The organism is Segatella paludivivens DSM 17968 = JCM 13650 (assembly GCF_000373185.1).
Lineage (GTDB): Bacteria > Bacteroidota > Bacteroidia > Bacteroidales > Bacteroidaceae > Prevotella > Prevotella paludivivens.
The window spans coordinates 23,451-43,412 of the sequence record NZ_KB890645.1 but is presented as its reverse complement, the minus strand read 5'-3'; the positions used below and the strand labels follow the sequence as shown (position 1 = coordinate 43,412).

Genomic DNA, 19,962 nt, shown 5'->3' with positions numbered 1-19,962 from the left:
GTGCCATTCCATATTGCCAAGCAACGCAGCACGAAACTTATTCTTCTGCATCGTAAGCTTCAGTCCATCTGTAACATAGATATTGTTCACCTTGCTAATCTGGTAATCAGCACTTCCTGCAAGCGTTACAAAGTCTACATTGCGATTGAAGTTGAAACTGGCATTATTCTCCAAGTTCCATAGTCTATCCTTATCAAGTGCCATTGAGAATCCATTACTTACAGAACCGGTCCAGTTGCCATTTATATTACGTGGCTGATAAGTATATACACCATTTGACTGATTGTATGTGACGGCATTTCCAATAAGATTTCTGTCAATCCTAAAATCAGCTGCTACATTATATTGAGCCTGAATACTTGCAATTCTGTTGCGGAATCCCAAATGGAATACATGACTTAATGAATTTTTCAAGTCATTGTTTCCGCGATACCTTGCGAGTGGATCGGTTGTATCGGTAACATTTATTTTCTTTATCAATTCTGGTGTATTTATTTCTGTACCATAACTCATATCAAGTCCCATTCCCTTAGGTGTAGAATAGTTGAATGATACCGACGGAGTAAACAGCCAATTGCGATTAAACGCCATTGTGTCTAGACTGGCTTTCTGGTAGTGCAGCTTTTCATACTTATTAATGATGTTAACATTTAAGTCAAACCTCATCTTACTTTCCTTGTCATCCTTGTCATAGAATACATGAAAGAGACCTGAATGTTCACGTGAATGATACCATGTGTAGTTACTATTACCATAGTCTAGAGCTGCCAAAAGCGAATCTCTTGTCGAAGGAAGATTACCTATATGGTGACTCTTTGACCAGCCATCCAACCAGTCGAGTCTATATTTATCATGTATCTCATGCCTGTACCGCTGCTCATACTCATATCCCATAGCAAAGTTCCATTTATTTAGTAGATGAATATTGTAACTACCCCATGCTTTGTATCTAAAATGAGTTGTAGGTTCCTTACTATACTGATTCTGCAGATCATCATGGTTTTGGTCCATATATCTAATCTGATAGTCATTGAAACCGGTACTTTTCTCTTTAGTATATGTGGCATCCATGTTCACATCAAAACTGTCTCCCCAAGGTAGTTTTTTGGACGTACCGAGTACTTCCCATAGTGAGGAATAATATCCATGTCCATGCTTATCTTTTAGCATACTATTTACCATTGTGGTATCAATGGGTTGCAACTCCGCTTTAAATATTCTGTCTATCAAACTCTCAGCGCCTTCATTGTCATGAAACGGACTCTTATTAAAAGTAACCGAACGTTGTGTAGACCATGAACGACCATTATCATACTGCCATCCTGTACTTGAAGATATATAAAAAGGTTTCGATATAGTAAGTTCATTGTCAACGTAAGAAAATATTTGATGAGCGTTCTGGTTAAAAGATGAAGCCACATAGTTTTCCTTCGTTGGCAGAAATGTAGAGGCTACAGTTTTTGCATTATAATAAGAATTATCCCATTTTACTCTTGCTGTCAAATCATTCTTAACTGTTTCCTCTTTATTTGCAGAAAAGATGTCCATTCCAACAATCTTTAGAGAAGACACACCTTGGCCAAAAGAACCGGGATTCCATTCGCCATCAGATCCGGGTGACAAATCTTGATTTAGGTTATTAAAATTACCAAATAAAGAAATGCGTGAATGTGGCGTGTATCTCAGCCCAAACAATCTACCAGCATATCTGTCATGTGTTCCACGTCCTCCCTCAGCATTAGCAATGTAGCCCTTAGAATATTCCTTTTTAAGTTTGACATCCATCACAAACTCTTTACGCTCATTATTATATCCCAGATATTTACTGCGATCAGTCGTCTTATCATAAAAACTCACATTCTTAATAGTGTATGCAGGAAAATTCTTTAAAGCCAATTGTCTGTCTTTATTGAAAAACTTTTCACCCTGCAACAACAGATTGTCCACCTTCTTTCCATTAAGAAAAATCTCTCCGCTATCAGTCAGTTTAACTCCTGGCAGTTGCCGAATGAGTTCGTCAAGCATTGAACCATTTGGAAGATTGAATGCATCTGCATTATACACAACAGTATCATTCTTGAATACAATCTTAACCCTTGTAGCTTTCACCACAACATCTTTCAAGTCCTTGCCTTGCAAAGTCTTGATCTTACGCTTCATGTAATGAAAAGGTGCATCAAAATATTCATTTCGTCCCACATATTTTACGTCATACTTAATATAACATGTTTCATAATCGGGATGTTCTGCCTTGATAATATATTTTTTAGGTTCAGCTGGTATGCTAAACTTATAATAAGAGTCCATGTTGCTTTTACCTTCATCAAAGTATTGAACTGTCTGGCTATCAATAGGCACCTTGTTTTCGTCAAGAAGGGTGATTTTCACATTCTTAATTCCACCATTGGTGAATGCATCTTTTACATGTCCCCAAAGTAGTATTGTTCTGTTATTTGACAGCATTGGCATTGCTGCTAGTAGTATTAGTACAATAAGTAATGTTCTTCTTTTTTCCATTATACTCTATAAAATTTTTGTTTCTTTGTGGATTACATCATCAACGATATAATATGGTATCTAGTCATATTACACAACATGTCCATTATCGTCTTTCCATTTTACGACCAGTTCATAGTAAAAGACTATTATTAGATAATAATGTATGTCCTTCAATATTTGCAATAGTCAGCATTTCATGCATACTCATAAATGATTTGATTCTAGTCTCTATTAACAAACTGCGCTATTTTATTACAGTCATCTCCATTTCATTATTTACAACAAAGAATATCGTAACAACACAAATGAAAAAAAAAGAAAGCTTAGACTCTTTTCATATATACTTATGGTATTATTTCTTACTGCAAATGTACAAATAATACAGATAAATAATTTGAATAATATTAGTTTTAACATTTACATTTTATACACATTTAGCTTATATAATTGATAATGAGTGATATACAGAAGATATATAAGTTTGGCGTGATTATTATTTTATCATTTCGTAGTTAAAGCCTAGCAAACCATCGTTAATAGATATAATTTCGATGCCCTATGAATTATCCTCGTTGAGGTTGCTAAACTTTATTCATCAGAATTGTGAAATCTCCAAGATTATTAACTGACCTCTGACGTGCAATTTAGCTCAAGTACTTTATCTATATAATAAATAGATTCGGAAATTAATGAACTTATTCTGGACAGACATGATTGTTTATACCATATAAAAACAAAAAAAGCTAAGTAGTTTTACTACTTAGCTTTCTGGGTGGGCGGTGGGGTTCGAACCCACGACATTCAGAACCACAATCTGACGCTCTAACCAACTGAACTACGTCCACCATTTTAAAGTACTTCGCTATTGTTGTTTAGCGGGTGCAAAGGTAAGGGAAAAAAATGTTACTGCCAAATTTTTCCCTCACTTTTTTGATAAAATTTATTTAGCAGGTCCAGCAGGTGCTTGAGGAGCTACAGGAGCAGCTTTCTGTGCACCAGCAGGTGCAGTCTGTTGACTTGCACCAAAGCCTTGTGTATTTGTTGGATTTGTTGTCTGATTTTTAGTTGCGCTGTTTTCCATAACACTTTGGTCTGTTGTTGCTTGTGGTGCTACATAAGCGCATGCTACGCTAAGTACAACCATTGCAATGGCCAAAGCCCATGTTGCCTTTTCTACAACATCTGTAGTTTTGCGGACACCCATAATGGCATTAGAAGATGAGAAGTTTGATGCCAAACCGCCACCTTTTGATTCTTGGATTAGTACTACAAGCACCATAAATATAGCTGCAAGTACTATCAAACTTACGAATAATGTGTAAATCATTTCCTTATTTTTTATTTTTATTATTTATTATCAATTTCTCTAAGAAACGTATTTGGTCTGCAAAGTAAGCATTTTTTTTTGGAATATTCAAATTTAAACGCTTAATTATTTCCAAAGCCTTCTCGTAACGACCTTGTTTTATATAAATTCTGGCTAATGTTTCCGTGAAAAAACATTCATCGCCTTCCCTTTCCTCATCATTTTTTTCGGCTTCTTTCTGAGTTGTATTATCTGAAGTTTGCAAATCATATGCCTGATAGCCTTCGGATAAGTTTGTCTCTTCCTTCAAATTAAAACCTCCGTCTTCCATGAAACTATTGATAAGGTCGGTTGTTCTGTCACCATTTGAACAGTCTGAAGTAATAGTCTTACCGTCATTTCCAACAGCTGTTTTCTCCTTTTTATCCTCATCTTCTATCTCAAGAAGATATGAAACATAGTCAATGGCAGCATCTGCGAGCGTAGGTTTTCTCTTTTCCTTTGGAGTTTCCGAATTCGAATCTTTTGGTATAGAGCCCAAGAAGCTATCTATGAGGGTAGTTGTACGATCACCATTATCTTGCTCGTCTTCTTTTGCTTTAGCCTCCAACCTTTGCTCATTCCTATATTTATAATGTGCAGCCTCAATCATATTGAAAATAACACGACGATCACTAATACATATTGCTGTGCGTCTCAACTCTTCGTCGAAAGACGGATCATGCAGTATATAAAGATTCTGCAATAAAAGGATGCGTGCTGTTTGATAGTATGGATGGAGCGCGATAAGACTTCGGAGATCGTAAAGGGTCTCCTTGTCCATATATTCCGGATGTTGTATAAGGCGTTTTAGGTCCATAGATTACCAATTGGCTACTGTTGCATTAAATATCTGATCAGAAAGGTCTTTCACCATTTGAGTTACAAGTTCTTCCTGAACAGAGTTAAGATTCTTTGTTGTCTCGTATGTTGATGTAGCAGTAAACTGCTTTTCAAAATCATTGCTATGATTTGCATTATTAGTGAATCTCACGTTTACAGTCATAGATAATTCAGTCTGTGCAGAATAACCTTGACTAGATACGGATTTGTTTCTTTGGGCGTATTGTGTTATCTCACCTTCTATCTTCATATCACCGTTACGCTTTACCTGAGAAAGATGAGTATGGTTGGCAAATTCGTCTTTTAGAGTATTGTTGAACAATGGTGCCATTGGTCCCCATACATAACTTGAGCGTATAGGAAAATCAGTAATCTGTATTGTCTTAGTCTTTGTGTAGTCTATACTTGCACCGTTAAACTTGTAGCTGATACTGCATGACGACAACAGCATTGTAACAATGCAGAAAGAAAGCATCATGGTCATGTGCCATCTTGCAGATACCATGTTCTTCAATTTACTATATATAATATTTATTTTCATTTCTTTCAGCGAATTCACTGTTCCTAATGAGGTTTACAAGTTCGGGAAACTATTCCTTCTCAAGTCCGTATTGTTTTATTCTTCTATAAAGTGTGCGATCAGAAATACCTAATTCCTGAGCAGCTTTCTTTCTGTTGCCACCGTTACGTTCCAAAGCTTTTTCTACCATTTGTCGCCCAAGATCATTTAGATTAAGGCTTGCTGTATCATTAATTTCTTCAGCAATGGCATCATAGGCAGCAGAAGCACTTTCCGAATTAGGATTCAATATAGAGTATTGCTGCGCATCATCTGGTGTCACTATTGGCTGTCGTTCTGCAGCTACAGGGAATTGCCTTCCTTGGAAGCTTTGAGCAGCACCCGATAAAGCGCGCTCTTCATCCAACTGCTTGCGCAGACTGTTCATATCACGTCTCAGGTCACTTACGTTTCCACGTAGTTCATATAGTATTTTATATAGAATCTCACGTTCTGTCTCGTAAGAATGCTCACCAGGTTTATTTATAGTTGCAAGCTGTGTGCTTTCTGCATCCTGCGGAATGAACTGTAAAAGCTGCTGCGCACTTATATCACGCTGTTCACTCAATACAGACATCTGCTCGGTGATATTCTTCAGTTGGCGTACGTTTCCCGGCCACTTATATTTAAGCAATATCTCTTTGGCGTCTTCATCAAGCACGATCTTAGGCAAATGATATTTGTCAGCCATCTGCATAGCGAAGAGGCGGAAAAGTAGTATGATATCGTTACCACGATCACGCAATGGCGGAACCTGTATTGGAATCGTGTTCAGACGATAGTATAAGTCTTCACGAAAGCGACCTTCGCTGATCGCTTTCTGCATATTGACATTAGTAGCAGCAACTATGCGCACATCAGTCTGTAGAATTTTTTGTCCACCTACACGAATATATTCACCTGTTTCGAGCACACGCAACAAGCGTGCCTGCGTTGCAAGTGGCAGCTCTCCTACTTCATCAAGAAATATAGTACCCTTATTGGCGGTACCGAAATAACCGTCACTTTCACCTATTGCACCAGTAAAAGATCCTTTCTCGTGTCCGAACAGTTCGCTATCAATAGTACCTTCAGGTATAGAACCACAGTTGATAGCGAAATACTTTTCTCTTCGGCGTGGAGAATTGTCGTGGATGACTCGTGGAATGATTTCCTTTCCGACACCACTTTCTCCGACTATAAGCACAGAAAGGTCTGTAGGTGACACCTGAAGGGCGACATCTAAAGCTCTGTTAAGTGCATCACAGTTACCTACGATGTTATAGCGCTGTTTTATTTTTTGCAGTTCTGATGTGTTCATAGGGTGACAAAATTACACAATTTATTCTTAAATACTGCAATTTTGGCAGATTTTTATGAGTCTTTAGACTTTGTATTATCCAATTTTATCAACAGGAGTCCGATACTAGTCCAGACAAGCTCACGCATACGTACTAGCAGTGCTACGAATATACCAGCACTGGCTGATATACCAAGTCCAGCTGTTGCCATAAGGAATCCACCCTCGCGTCCCCCCAATTGAAGAGGAATGAAAAACAGAAGATTAGCAAACAAACTAGTGAAAGCCATTATCATTACACATTGCAAGAAACTTACATCTGGCATTATCACCAAAAGAATAAAGAATACCTCCAATGCAGAAGTTATCCTAGAGGAAAGTTCTAATAATACAGCCGAGAAGAATGTCTTTGGATTCTGTGCGTGCAATGCTGCTATCTGTTGGTCTATAGTGTCAAGTTGTTCCTTGTGATTTTCTACAAATTTCTGTGCCCATTTCTTTATTAATGGGAGATGTTTTATGAAATTCATCACACGGTTTGCAAGTCCCTTGCGGTAACCAGACAAAAAGAACCATATTCCCAATAGACAGAAAGCTCCTATCACTGTGAGAAGTATAGCCATTAATATTGTTACTTTCTGTGTGAAGATAAAAAGAAATATAGAAAGGAACCAGAACAAGAAGTGACAGAATACATGTGTCATAGAAAACAATATGACAGACGAAGAGGCTCTTTCTGTACCTATCTTTGGCACAAGAGACATTATTCTGTATGGCACTCCACCCATAAGTCCACCAGGAGTTGCATAGTTCAACGCAAATCCTGAAATAGTTATCTTATACAACCAACCAAAGCTGACGCGTTTGTGCTCGGGTTTTGCTTCCTGGGATTTTATGATTAAATACCATGATGAGGTATTAATAAAATAAAGGACGAGCCACAGAGCAAGAACAGCGATAAACCAATATCCAGCATGACGCAGTCCACTCCAAACTTGTTGGAAATTAAGCTGCGTAACCATTATCAAGAGAACAATAAAACCGAATATAAAAAATATGTTTTGATACTTCTTTTTCATCTATTTTCTCTTTTCTTTGGAATTGAAAATCTTATTTTATCTCCATCATCATGCTTCTCATGATAAAGTTTCTGAAGCGGATTGTGCATAGGATCATCATAATTCGCACGATTGCGGAATATGTCTATAGCAGTATATATTGAATTACGGAAAGCAGCCTCATCAGCTACACCTTTTCCCGCAATGTCAAATTCTGTTCCGCAGTCTGGAGTTACTGAAACGATCTTTAGTCCTGCATCGAATTTCACGATACTGTCTGTTGATATTGCCTTAAAAGCAGGAATACCCTGATCATAATACATGGCTATAACGCCATCGAAATCTCCATAATATCCATTCCCGAAGAATGTCTCTGAAGAATAAGGACCGAAAGTCTGTATACCAGCTTCAGCAAGTTCATCAATAGCTGGAATTAAAATTTCATTTTCCTCGTTGCTTAGTTGTCCTGGATTAAGAGATAATATTGCTACACGAGGAGAAGACACACTGAAGTCTCTGCATATTGAATTGAAGAGCTTTGTAGCTTTCTCCTTAATAGAATCCTTGCTTATAGATTCAGGCACGTCCTTGATAGAGACACCTTCTGTGGCTACAACCATTCGCATTGTGTCATTGAGATATACAGACATTGACTTTTCGCCATCTCCTAAGCATGTCTCAATATATTTGCTTATACCATGGAATTTATAGCCCTCAACATTAATATTAGTGTTGTCTACAGGACAGTTTACTAAAACATCGTATGCGCCATCACGGAAATCAGTCATAGCACGGTCTAGAGCTTTAATAGCAGCATAGCCACTTTCTTCTGTTGGAGTACCGAGTTCAACCTTGATATCATCATCATAACATGTCAACAAGTTTACTCGTCCGTCCACAGCTTCACTGGCATCATTAATGATACTGAAATTAGCTTGAATATCAAGTGCTTTTCTATGATAAGCTGCTATTTTTGGAGAACCGTATATAATAGGAGTGCATAGTTCCAATATTTCCGGTTCAGCAAAGGTTTTAAAAATAAGTTCATATCCGATACCGTTGGTATCTCCATGTGTAATAGCCACACGATTTTTTTTATTTTCCATTGTTTTTATATTTAAAGAACCCAATTACAGCCTTAGACTGATTGAGTAGATTTGTCTTGTCTTTGATTTAAGGACCCAATAAGGAATATTCGCATAGATATTTCTATAATTCATCTTTTGTATTTCCGTTCTTTTTCGATGTAGACAACAGACCACAAGCCGCAAATATATCCTGACCACGACTGGCACGTATTGTTGTAAACAATCCATGGTTAGTAAGATAATCACGGAATTCTTCCATTTTCTTCTCTTCTGCGCTATGCAACGAAATGTTTGGGATCTTATGGAATCTTATCAAGTTTATACGGCAGTCAAGTCCTTTCAGCAACTTAACAATTTCACGTGCGTGAGTTGTTGAATCGTTAACGCCTCCAAAAACGATATACTCAAAAGATAAACGACGCTGATGGCTGAAATCGTAGTTCTTCAAAAGTTCTACTATTTCCTCAATACCCATACCCTTTTGTGCAGGCATCAACTCAGCACGCTGTTCTGGAATAGCTGTATGCAGACTTATAGCCAAATGACATTCACTTTCCTCAATAAATCGCTGCAACTTGTTTTTCACACCAACACTGCTAACTGTTATTCTCTTTGGGCTCCAACCCCAACCATAATCAGCAGTAAGTATTTCGGTAGCACGCAGCACGTTGTCAAGATTATCCATAGGCTCTCCTTGTCCCATGAATACAATATTCGTGAGTTTGTCAGACTCTGGCAGTGAATAAATCTGATTAAGTATATCTTTTGCGTCAAGATTGCCTTCAAATCCCTGCTTACCTGTTTGACAGAACATACAGTTCATTTTGCAGCCTACCTGTGACGAAACGCATAGTGTAGCTCTGTCATGATCAGGAATGTACACTGACTCAACAAATTTTCCGTTATCTGTAGGAAAAAGATATTTTATAGTTCCGTCTTTAGAGTGCTGTGCATCAGTAGGTTCAGCACATCCAATAGTATATTTTTCTTCGAGTTTAATACGGTTACCCTTAGATATATTCGTCATCTCGTCAATAGACTTTACATGATGCTCATATATCCATTTGGCCATTTGTCCACCCGTAAAAGCAGGCATGCCTATTTCTTTCGCGACAGCCTTAAGTTCTGTTAAGGTCAAGCCAAGAAGTGATCTCTTTAAAGAATTCATAGTGCAAAGATAGTGTAAACGAGTGGAAAAGCAAAATAAAACAAAGTTTTTTATTTATTATTCAGATGGCGACCTATCTATCCAAAGATAGACGTTTTTTAAAAAAAACTTATTGAAACAGACCATAAATGTAATATAATTGTTATCTTTGTAGTCAAAATTAATATCATTTATGAGAGGAAAAATAGATTGCTTCCTGCCTTGTGAAGACATAAAAAACATAGATAAAACGCTATCTATGCTTAGGCAAAGCAAGACCGTACAACATATTAACTTATTGGTTGACAGTAGTTTCAGATTAAACAATACTCCAGAAGATTGCGCTCTTATCGCAATCGACAATATAGTTTCAACAAAGACTATTTTGGATATTGAGGAGAATACGGATACTGATTATGTTATGCTATATCTAAAAACCACTCCTGTATCTTTCGGACCGTTTGCATTAGACCGAATGTTGCATGTAGCAGCTGATACAGATGCAGCTATGGTTTATAGCGATTATTATTCGGTTGTTGATGGTAAGACCGAGAAACATCCTGTTATTGATTATCAGATTGGTAGCGTGAGAGATGATTTTGATTTCGGTTCTATACTACTCGTCAAAGCAGACTTATTACATGAATACGCAAACAGTATTTCTGGAAATGAGAAGGCTTACTACAAGTATGCCGGACTTTATGATTTCAGACTATTTCTGAGTCGTAAAGGAGAACTGTTCCATATCAATGAATTTCTATATACAGAATTGGAACTTGATACCCGAAAAAGTGGAGAGAAACAATTTGATTACGTCAATCCACGCAATCGTGAAGTACAGATTGAAATGGAAAAGGCTATAACAGCACATCTTACGGCAATAGGCTCATTGATTGATACTAATTATTACAGAAAACCAGATTTCAAGGAACAGGATTTTGAATACGAGGCTTCTGTTGTTATTCCTGTATTCAACCGCGAAAAAACTATTGCTGATGCTGTAAATAGCGCTTTAGAACAGAAAACAAGTTTCAAGTATAACGTAATTGTTGTAAACAACCATAGCACTGACCGTACTGGAGAGATTCTTGACAGGTTGAAAAATGACAAACTTATTGTCATCGAACCTGAAAGAAATGACTTAGGTATTGGTGGTTGTTGGAACATGGCTATTAATGATGACAGATGCGGAAAGTTTGCTGTGCAGTTGGATAGCGACGATTTATATTCTTCTACTCGCACATTGCAGTTGATTATTGAAGCGTTCCATAAGCAGAAAGCTGCCATGATTATTGGTGCTTACCGCATGTGTGACTTTGATTTGAATACACTTCCTCCTGGAATGATTGACCACCGTGAGTGGACAGAAGATAACGGATGCAACAATGCATTGAGAATAAACGGACTAGGTGCGCCTAGAGCATTTTTCACTCCTTTAGTAAGACAGATTCAGTTCCCTAACACCAGTTATGGTGAGGACTATGCACTGGGCTTAGCTTTCAGTCGTAGATATCGTATAGGAAGAATATATGATGAGCTATATCTATGTCGCCGGTGGGGAGGAAACAGTGATGCAGCACTGAGTATTGAAAAGATTAATGCAAACAATTTGTATAAAGACCGTTTGCGCACGATGGAAATCAAGGCGCGCCAGCAAATGCTAGCAGGAAAGACGGATATCATTGTCGACAGCAGTTTGCAGCGTTTCTTCAGTCGTCAGTTGGAAGTATGGAATGAAGTAAGTACTCGTTATCGCGATCTGCATAATGTACAGCTCAAGCAGATTGGTGATATGAAGGTTCAGTTCAATCCTGGAAGAATTGTAAGTACTGGAGCTAAGATTGATTCAAAGACCTTGGAAAAGCGACCATGTTTTCTTTGTGATTCCAACCGCCCTAAAGAGCAGATGGCTAAGAGCATTGACGATAAGTTTGCATTGCTAGTAAATCCATTCCCTATTTTGCCTACTCATTTCACTATACCTGCAAAGAGACATCAACTGCAGAGCATCAAGAAGAACTATAGTGAAATTTATAAGATATTATCTAGATTTGATGACATCATTGTGTTCTACAATGGTCCTAAATGTGGTGCAAGTGCACCTGACCATCTGCATTTTCAGGCAGGAACAAGCGGCATCATACCGTTGCAGACTGAATGGCAGAGATTGAGCCGAAATATGGAACAAGTAGTTCCACTCAATGATGATGAAGGCATATATGTTCTGACAGATTTTGTTGTACCGGCAATTGTTATCAAGAGCCGCAACTGTGAAAATGACAGCAATTTGTTCAGACGTGTCTATAATGCAATGCCATTGCATGACGGAGACACGGAACCGATGATGAATATCGTCAGTTGGATAAGTGGCGACGATCATATAACCGTAGTTATACCAAGAGAGAAACATCGTCCTGAATGCTATTCTATTGAAGGCTATGGACAAATGCTAGTCAGTCCGGGTGCTCTTGATATGGCTGGCTTACTCATTACTCCACGAGAAGAAGATTTTGTTAAGATTGATGCTCAAAAGGCTTCTGATATATTGAAGGAATGCGGAGCAAGCGAACAGACTATGAAGGTTATCAAAGATAATCTCAACGTTAGGATAACAGAAAGCAAGCATGTTGATTATTATCCAAAACAACCTGACGTTACAGTAGGAATAGTTAGCGGAGAAAAAATAAAGTTCAAACTTAACAAACCTTATCTGGCTAAGGGTGAAGCTGTAGAGGGCGATCAGGAAGTGGAATTCTCTGAAGGGGGAATCCTATGGAATGGCAATCAATACAGTCAACTGGTTTTCAGTCCACAAAGTCAGGAAGCGTCTTTCTCACTTTTTGATGTCACGATAGGTGTAAACTTCCATTGGGAGCGTAAGGAAACGCAGACATTCCTAGGTTCGCTGAAACTCGTTGTAGAGGCTGATAAGATATGCGCTATCAATGAATTGCCTGTAGAACGATATTTGGAGAGCGTTATTTCAAGTGAGATGAGTGCTACTTCAAGTCTTGAATTACTAAAGGCTCATGCTGTTATTTCTCGTAGTTGGCTATTGGCACAGATGAGAAAGCGTACGGAACTTAACGAAGGCGGAAACAACTTCTTCTCTTTCATTAAGAAAGATGATGAACTTATCCGTTGGTATGACCGTGAAGACCATACTATATTCGATGTATGTGCTGATGACCATTGCCAGCGTTATCAAGGTATAACGAAGGAAACGAGTAAGCACGTTGCCGAGGCGATACGCCAGACTAAGGGACAGATTCTTGCCAGCGATGGAGAGATTTGCGATGCCCGCTTTTCTAAATGCTGTGGTGGAGAAACTGAAGAGTTCCAGTATTGCTGGGAAAATATAAAGAAACCTTATCTGTTAGCCGTTAGAGACGATAGTTCTGAAACTTCTCCTGATGATTTGACCGTAGAGGCAAATGCTGTGAAATGGATACGTTCTAATCCTGAAAGTTTCTGCAACACTACCGACAAAGAAATATTGTCACAGGTGCTTCAAGACTATGATTTGGAGACGGCAGACTTCTATCGTTGGAAGGTTAGCTTCACGCAGCAAGAAATATCTGCACTTATCGAGGACAAGATGAAACTAGGATTAGGCAAGATCCTTGATCTCATTCCTATGGAACGTGGCAAGAGCGGACGTATATCTAAGTTGAAAATTGTTGGTGAAAACAGAACTTTCACTATAGGAAAGGAACTTGAGATACGTCGTACATTAAGCGAAAGTCATTTATACAGTTCTGCTTTTGTTGTAGATAAATATGACACTGACAAAAACGGAGTTCCACAGCGCATAGAACTTATTGGTGCTGGCTGGGGACATGGTGTAGGCTTATGTCAGATTGGTGCAGCTGTAATGGGCGAAAAAGGTTATGATTATAATGACATTCTGTTGCATTATTATAAAGGTGCAGAGATTGAAAAACTATATAAATAGAAAATGAAAGAAAGAAATCCTTGGGCTTGGGTGCCGACACTTTATTTTGCTGAAGGCTTGCCATATATCGCTGTAACGGTATTGGCAATCGAGATATATATGCAACTTGGACTTAGCGACGCAGAGATTACATTCTATACGTCGTGGCTTTACCTACCATGGGTTATAAAACCATTCTGGAGTCCATTCCTTGATTTATGCAAGACTAAACGTTGGTGGATAACTACAATGCAGTTGTTTCTAGGAGCAGCCTTTGCTGGTGTGGCATTTACTATTCAGGCAGACTGGTGGTTGCAGGGCAGTATCTGCTTCTTCTGGATGTTAGCATTTTCAAGCGCTACGCATGATGTTGCTGCAGACGGTTTCTATATGATGGGGCTTGACCAGCACGAACAGGCATTCTTTGTAGGCATACGAAGCACATTCTATCGATTATCCATGATAGTTGGTAAGGGCGTACTTATCATGTTGGCAGGAGTATTACAGGTGATGTTCCGCTATCAGATTAAGTTTTCTTGGAGTCTGATATTCTATGGACTCACAGGCTTGTTCATTGCTTTCTATCTATATCATAACTTTATATTGCCACATCCAAAGGAAGATATAGACCATGAAGAAAAGCAGGATGCCAAAGTTGTTTTTCATGAATTCCTTATGACATTCGCTACTTTCTTCAAAAAGAAACAGATACTTACCGCTATCGCATTCATGTTACTTTTCCGTCTTCCCGAGGCTCTTCTCACCCCTATTTCGCAGTTGTTCTTGCAGGCACAGTCTAGCAAGGGTGGTCTAGGGTTATCACCACAAGAATTTGGTTTGGTTAATGGAACTGTAGGAGTGATAGGACTTCTTGCTGGTGGCATCATTGGTGGGATGCTTGTTAGCAAAGACGGACTTAAGAAATGGTTATGGCCGATGACATTTGCTATCACTATTCCTAATGTAGCTTATGTATATCTTGCTTATGTGATGCCCGACAGTTTGATAGCAATAAATACATGTGTATTCTTTGAGAACTTTGGTTATGGATTCGGATTCAGCGCTTATATGTTGTTTATGATATATTTCAGTCAGGGAGAGCATAAGACATCTCATTATGCACTTTGTACAGGATTCATGGCTCTTTCTATGTTGATTCCTGGACTTTTTGCTGGAGCGTTAGCACAGTTTGTTGGCTACAGAATGTTCTTTGTTATCGTGATGTTGTGCTGCTTGTTGCCATTCGTCGTGGCATCATTCCTAAAGGTTGATCCTGAATTTGGACGTAGAGAAGAATAGAATATCTATCTTTCTATACTTACATATATAACAAAGAGGTTTATTAATCAATAAACCTCTTTGTTATTTCATTATACTTATCAATTCTCCTATCACGCAAGAATGGCCACCAACGGCGCACCTGCTCACTATGTTCCATATCTATGGAAAGAAGTTTGGTGCCTTCTTCGTTATTGCTTGCACGGTATAACATCTCACCCTGTGGACCTGCTACAAAACTGCTTCCCCAGAATTCGATACCGTTTGTCTGTTTGCTTGGATCAGGCTCATATCCCACACGGTTTACAGCAACTACAGGCAGTCCATTTGCTACAGCATGTCCACGCATAACCGTTGTCCATGCTTCTCGCTGTCGTTCCTGCTCTTCTTTGGTGTCGCTGCTTTCATATCCTATCGCTGTTGGATATATCAGTATTTCGGCTCCGCTAAGTGCCATCAGTCGTGCAGCTTCTGGATACCATTGATCCCAACAAACCAATACGCCCAATTTTCCAACGCTTGTTTCTATTGGTTTAAAGCCTAGATCACCTGGAGTGAAATAAAACTTTTCGTAATAAGCAGGATCATCAGGAATATGCATCTTTCGGTATTTACCTGCTATCGTTCCGTCTTTCTCTATTACCACGGCTGTATTGTGATACAATCCAGGAGCACGTTTCTCAAAAAGAGAGGTTACTATGACAACATTGTTATCTTTTGCCATTTTACCATAGAAATCTGTTGATGGTCCAGGTATAGGTTCTGCTAAATCAAAGTTCTTCACATCCTCAACTTGACAGAAATATAGTGAATTATGAAGTTCCTGAAGCACGATTAGTTGTGCTCCTTCATGAGCAAGACTCTCTATATTTTCAGAAAGTCTGCGCATGTTATCATTTGTGTCAGCTATATTGTGCTGTTGTATAATGCCTATTTTAAGTTCTCTCATATTCTGTATATTATAAACTCTTTGTTTTCAATGTTCCTTCTGGATATTGCATTGTAAGACAATGTAGCGATCCATGCTGTCTAATCACGACCGAAGCATCTATCCCTACGATATTGTGATTAGGAAATGCGCGTTGCAATACTTCCATAGCGATATTGTCTTTTATCGGTTGCGAATATGTGGGGCATATTACGCTCTTGTTGGTAATCACGAAATTGGCATAAGTAGCCGGCAATCGTTCGCCGTCGTCATATATTGCGTCTGGCATTGGCAGGCGTAACAAGTTGTATGCTTGTCCGTCTAATGTCTTTAACTGGCGCAGTTGTTCTTCAAGTGAGTTGAAATCATTATATTGTTCATCACGCTCATCGTCACATCCATTATAAACGATGGTATCGTTTGGTGCCAGACGCACGATAGTGTCTATATGTCCATCAGTATCATCACCTATCAACTGTCCGTAATCAAGCCAAACGATTCTTTTTGCGTGCAGACTTTTCAGTAATCTTTCTTCTATTTCTTCACGTGTAAGAGGTTGGTTACGGTGTTCAGCCATCAAACAGAATGTCGTTGTAAATATGCTGCCTTTGCCGTCACTTTCAATACTTCCACCTTCAAGCACGAAATCTGTATCACATTCATAACATGCCTTGAAGGCACCTTTATTGTTTAGTTTACTTGTGATGTTATTATCTTTAGTCCATTCAAATTTATCTCCCCAACCATTGAATTTAAAGTCAAGGATACATGTTTCTTTATCATCTGCAACCACTGTTAGCGGAGCGTGATCACGTGCCCATGTATCATTGGTGTCTATATCATAAAATATTACGTTGTCCAGTTGTGCTGTTGTAAGTTCTTGCGAAAGTTGCTTTCTCACAGTTTCAGTCTCCGGAGTTACCACAGCAAGCAATTCTTCATTAGTAATGACCTTCGCCATATTTACGAATACTTTTGTAATATCTTCAAGATATGGTTTCCAGTCTGTATTGGCATGAGGCCATGTAAGCTGTATACCGCATTGTGGTTCCCATTCTGCAGGAAGTCTTAAATTGTTAATGCAATTTTTATTGTTTGCCATATATGATGGTTAGCTTTGTTTTTACCTTGATTAATTGTGCAAATATAGCTATTTTATTTCTAATTGTTTACAGATTAGAATAAAAATAATTATCTTTGCATAAGATAAGCTGCATAATGAAGAACATTCTGACAAGCTTGATAAATCTGCACTCATCTGCATTATTTTAAATGTATAAACAACGTAACTGACTGGTAATGCTTGAAATAAAAAATGGAATATTAAACGGCGTGGAATACCCTGCTACATTGGCTGATATCAATTTTTCGGTTGATGAAGGTGAGCTATTTTGCATCTATGGAACGCAAGATGATTATATCACGGCTCTCATTCGCTCCATGCTAGGATTGCAGCCATTGAAATCAGGCTTTATCACTGTCGACGGTGATGTTGTCGATACCTCTTCAGCTGCCTACTTCCGCAACATGTTTTCTTATGTTCCGCATGATTTGGATATGCCTTGGGATAAGATCACAGATGTGCTTTCATCTCCATTCGAGAAAAAGAATAAGATCACTAAGAAGATGCTGAAAACTGAATTAGATAGTTTTGGCATTGATGCTACCTTGCTCGACGCAGAATACAGTAAGCTTCAGAAGCATATTGCACAGCTAATTCTCATTATTGTGGCAGTATTGAGTGATAGACCTTATCTGATAATTGACAAACTATATAGCGAGATTCCTGCAAATCTCTTGGTGCCTTATTTAAGGGACTATGCCGCTGAAAAGCATTCTGTAGTTATCGTAAGTGATGATGAAGACGTAAAGAGAATGTGTGACAAATCGCTGATATTAGATATAAACGTATAAAAAAATAAAAGTTATGAACATATCTTTCCTTGGAATATGTATTGTGATATTATTACTTTGCATTCCGGCTTATATTATATTTACATACAAGTTAAACCTGCTCAACAAGTTTGCTATGTCAGTAGTGAAGATGTTTGCATATATGGTGTTAACCGGTGTGTTTCTATATTACATATCCTTGTGGAATAGCGTCCTCATCAACATCCTCTGGATGATATTTATGGCTGTTATTGCTGCCATCATTTCCGTCAGCAAAGCGCGACTAAGCATGAACAAATTGTTTTTCCCTTCTTTCGTAGGAGCTTTGTCTGTGGTTATCATTATGGGACTAGCCATCTTATTCGCTGTTTTCTCATTTAAGAATATGTTCGATGCCCGATATATGATTCCTATCGCTGGCTTTTTAGCAGGTTCAATGATAGAGTGTAATTCCAAGTCACTTGAAACTTACTACGTTGGATTAAAGAATCATAATGCAATATATTATTATCTTTTAGGCAATGGAGCTACACATGGTCAGGCTGTAAACTATTTCGTGAAGCGTGCTTTAGAAAAGAATATGATTCCGATGTTGGGTAAGATGGCTTATATATTATTAGGTGTTACCCCAATGATCTTGTGGAGCATGATATTGGCAGGAATGGGTGTTATTGATGCCGTATTCATGCAGATACTCATGCTCTCAGCAATGCTTGCAGCAGCACCAGTATCATTGTTGATAACATTGGCTGTGGCTCGTGTTTATTCTTTTGATGCTTATGGTCAACTGAAGAATATGGATAAAACTGCTTGATGCATATCAAAACACGGTATTGATATGTGTCAAGTTGATTGATTCAAGTCAAAAATAACGCTTTTTGAAACTAATTTGCGCCCTTATCATTGTTTACTAATGATAAGGGCGTTAACTTTGCACTTGTAAAAAGGATAAAAGTATAGAGTAATAAAAATATAAAGATATTAGCTTATTTAAGGTAGAAAGATTGAAAGGATAACAATTATGAAAAAGATGACAAAGGTAGTGGTATTAATAAAGAGTACCGTAAACAAAGAAAAGGTAGTTCATTATATGGTTAATGTACTTAACACATACAACTACGGAAGAGTGAACTTATCTTAGATAATATTTAGGTTTCATAGCAAACGGGATATATTTCTTCATGGAATGTGTCCCGTTTACTGTTTGTTATCCACAGAATGAGAATATATATAATGTAAAAGATGTTAAACAAACAACACCTACACCATTATAATATAGAAATTTAACTACCTTTGCAATCTAATTTTATGCAACGCATGAAAATAAAGGAAGTAATTGGTGCCCTTGAACAGTTCGCGCCTCTGCCTCTGCAAGCTGATTTTGATAATGCAGGCTTACAGGTTGGATTAACAGAAGTGGAAGTCTCAGGGGCTTTATTGTGTCTTGACGTGACCCCTAAAATCGTCGACGAAGCTGTTGCTTGTGGCTGCAATCTGATTGTTTCACATCATCCGCTGATATTCCACAAGTTGGCTCATATCACTGATGAAGATGAAGTTCAGATAACTATACGCAAGGCTATAGAGAATCATATCACTGTAGTGTCTATGCATACAAACATGGACAGTGCACAAGGAGGTGTGAATCATAAGATTGCCGAGAAACTTGGATTGCATGATTTGTGTTTCTTTGGTAAGCAGAATACTGTTGACGGTGTTCAGGGCGGTGACGGAGTTATCGGTGAACTGAATGAACCAATTGCTGCCGACGACCTGATAATAATGTTGAAACGAAACTTTGACGTGGAATGTGTCATGGCAAACGAATTGTTGAGACGTCCTATTTCAAAGATAGCTGTATGTGGCGGTGCTGGCTCGTTTATGCTCGAAGATGCTATAAATGCTGGTGCTGACGCCTTTATCACTGGAGAAATGCACTATCATGAGTATTTCGGCAGAGATCAGCAGATACAGATTGCAGTGATTGGACATTATCAGAGTGAACAATATACAAACGAAATTTTCAAATCAATAATAGAGGATAAGTGTCCTGGTGTAGAGTGCAAACTCACGAAGATAAACACGAATCCAATAATTTATCTATAAAAATT

General features: G+C 38.3%; 15 protein-coding genes and 1 tRNA gene. 5 read left to right on the top strand and 11 right to left on the bottom strand.

Annotated elements, in window-relative coordinates:
* The 9 genes from B045_RS14445 to rlmN form a co-directional block, all read right to left on the bottom strand.
* The coding region (locus tag B045_RS14445; RefSeq protein WP_018463703.1) for a hypothetical protein at nucleotides 1-2,517 on the bottom strand (2,517 nt) is incomplete at its 3' end.
* Nucleotides 2,518-3,270: 753 nt separating this feature from the next.
* Nucleotides 3,271-3,344: transfer RNA gene (locus B045_RS0107720), tRNA-His, on the bottom strand.
* A gap of 95 nt (nucleotides 3,345-3,439) precedes the next feature.
* Nucleotides 3,440-3,826, bottom strand: coding sequence for a preprotein translocase subunit SecG (secG, locus tag B045_RS0107715; RefSeq protein ID WP_025884249.1), 387 nt, complete (start codon nucleotides 3,824-3,826; stop codon nucleotides 3,440-3,442).
* A gap of 4 nt (nucleotides 3,827-3,830) precedes the next feature.
* Nucleotides 3,831-4,664 carry a hypothetical protein gene (locus B045_RS0107710; RefSeq protein WP_018463701.1) on the bottom strand — a complete coding sequence of 278 codons (834 nt, stop codon included), beginning with the start codon at nucleotides 4,662-4,664 and terminating at the stop codon, nucleotides 3,831-3,833.
* Nucleotides 4,665-4,667: 3 nt separating this feature from the next.
* Entirely contained in the window at nucleotides 4,668-5,171 is a 504-nt protein-coding gene (locus B045_RS0107705; protein WP_373277759.1) for an LptE family protein, read from the bottom strand.
* Between the two features lie 106 nt (nucleotides 5,172-5,277).
* Nucleotides 5,278-6,546, bottom strand: coding sequence for a sigma-54 interaction domain-containing protein (locus B045_RS0107700; RefSeq protein WP_018463699.1), 1,269 nt, complete (start codon nucleotides 6,544-6,546; stop codon nucleotides 5,278-5,280).
* 53 nt (nucleotides 6,547-6,599) lie between these two features.
* Nucleotides 6,600-7,604: a lysylphosphatidylglycerol synthase transmembrane domain-containing protein gene (locus tag B045_RS0107695; RefSeq protein WP_018463698.1), complete on the bottom strand. Its 1,005-nt coding sequence runs from the start codon at nucleotides 7,602-7,604 to the stop codon at nucleotides 6,600-6,602.
* Entirely contained in the window at nucleotides 7,601-8,689 is a 1,089-nt protein-coding gene (locus B045_RS0107690; protein WP_018463697.1) for a PdxA family dehydrogenase, read from the bottom strand. The genes B045_RS0107695 and B045_RS0107690 overlap by 4 nt, the downstream gene beginning before the upstream one ends.
* A gap of 103 nt (nucleotides 8,690-8,792) precedes the next feature.
* Nucleotides 8,793-9,839 (bottom strand): 23S rRNA (adenine(2503)-C(2))-methyltransferase RlmN, encoded by a 1,047-nt coding sequence (rlmN, locus tag B045_RS0107685; protein WP_018463696.1) that lies wholly within the window; start codon nucleotides 9,837-9,839, stop codon nucleotides 8,793-8,795.
* A gap of 172 nt (nucleotides 9,840-10,011) precedes the next feature.
* Between rlmN and B045_RS15075 the strand changes: the two genes are divergently transcribed.
* The gene (locus B045_RS15075) at nucleotides 10,012-13,773 is read left to right on the top strand and encodes a DUF4922 domain-containing protein (RefSeq protein WP_018463695.1); all 3,762 of its coding nucleotides are present in this window, start codon (nucleotides 10,012-10,014) and stop codon (nucleotides 13,771-13,773) included.
* Between the two features lie 3 nt (nucleotides 13,774-13,776).
* Complete coding sequence (locus tag B045_RS0107675; protein ID WP_018463694.1) at nucleotides 13,777-15,051, top strand: MFS transporter; 1,275 nt, start codon at nucleotides 13,777-13,779, stop codon at nucleotides 15,049-15,051.
* Nucleotides 15,052-15,094: 43 nt separating this feature from the next.
* On the opposite strand, the gene B045_RS0107670 is transcribed toward B045_RS0107675, so the two are convergent.
* Together B045_RS0107670 and B045_RS0107665 are read right to left on the bottom strand one after the other, a co-directional pair.
* Complete coding sequence (locus tag B045_RS0107670) at nucleotides 15,095-15,979, bottom strand: carbon-nitrogen hydrolase (protein ID WP_018463693.1); 885 nt, start codon at nucleotides 15,977-15,979, stop codon at nucleotides 15,095-15,097.
* Nucleotides 15,980-15,989: 10 nt separating this feature from the next.
* Complete coding sequence (locus B045_RS0107665) at nucleotides 15,990-17,060, bottom strand: agmatine deiminase family protein (protein WP_018463692.1); 1,071 nt, start codon at nucleotides 17,058-17,060, stop codon at nucleotides 15,990-15,992.
* A gap of 197 nt (nucleotides 17,061-17,257) precedes the next feature.
* Here B045_RS0107665 and B045_RS0107660 point away from each other — a divergent pair, with 197 nt between their 5' ends.
* From B045_RS0107660 to B045_RS0107650, 3 genes are all read left to right on the top strand, one after another.
* A complete protein-coding gene (locus tag B045_RS0107660) occupies nucleotides 17,258-17,872 on the top strand; it encodes an ATP-binding cassette domain-containing protein (RefSeq protein WP_018463691.1) in 615 nt (204 codons plus the stop codon).
* Nucleotides 17,873-17,885: 13 nt separating this feature from the next.
* A complete protein-coding gene (locus tag B045_RS0107655; protein ID WP_025884257.1) occupies nucleotides 17,886-18,665 on the top strand; it encodes an ABC transporter permease in 780 nt (259 codons plus the stop codon).
* A gap of 503 nt (nucleotides 18,666-19,168) precedes the next feature.
* Nucleotides 19,169-19,957 carry a Nif3-like dinuclear metal center hexameric protein gene (locus tag B045_RS0107650; RefSeq protein ID WP_018463689.1) on the top strand — a complete coding sequence of 263 codons (789 nt, stop codon included), beginning with the start codon at nucleotides 19,169-19,171 and terminating at the stop codon, nucleotides 19,955-19,957.
* The last annotated feature ends 5 nt before the right edge of the window (nucleotides 19,958-19,962 follow it).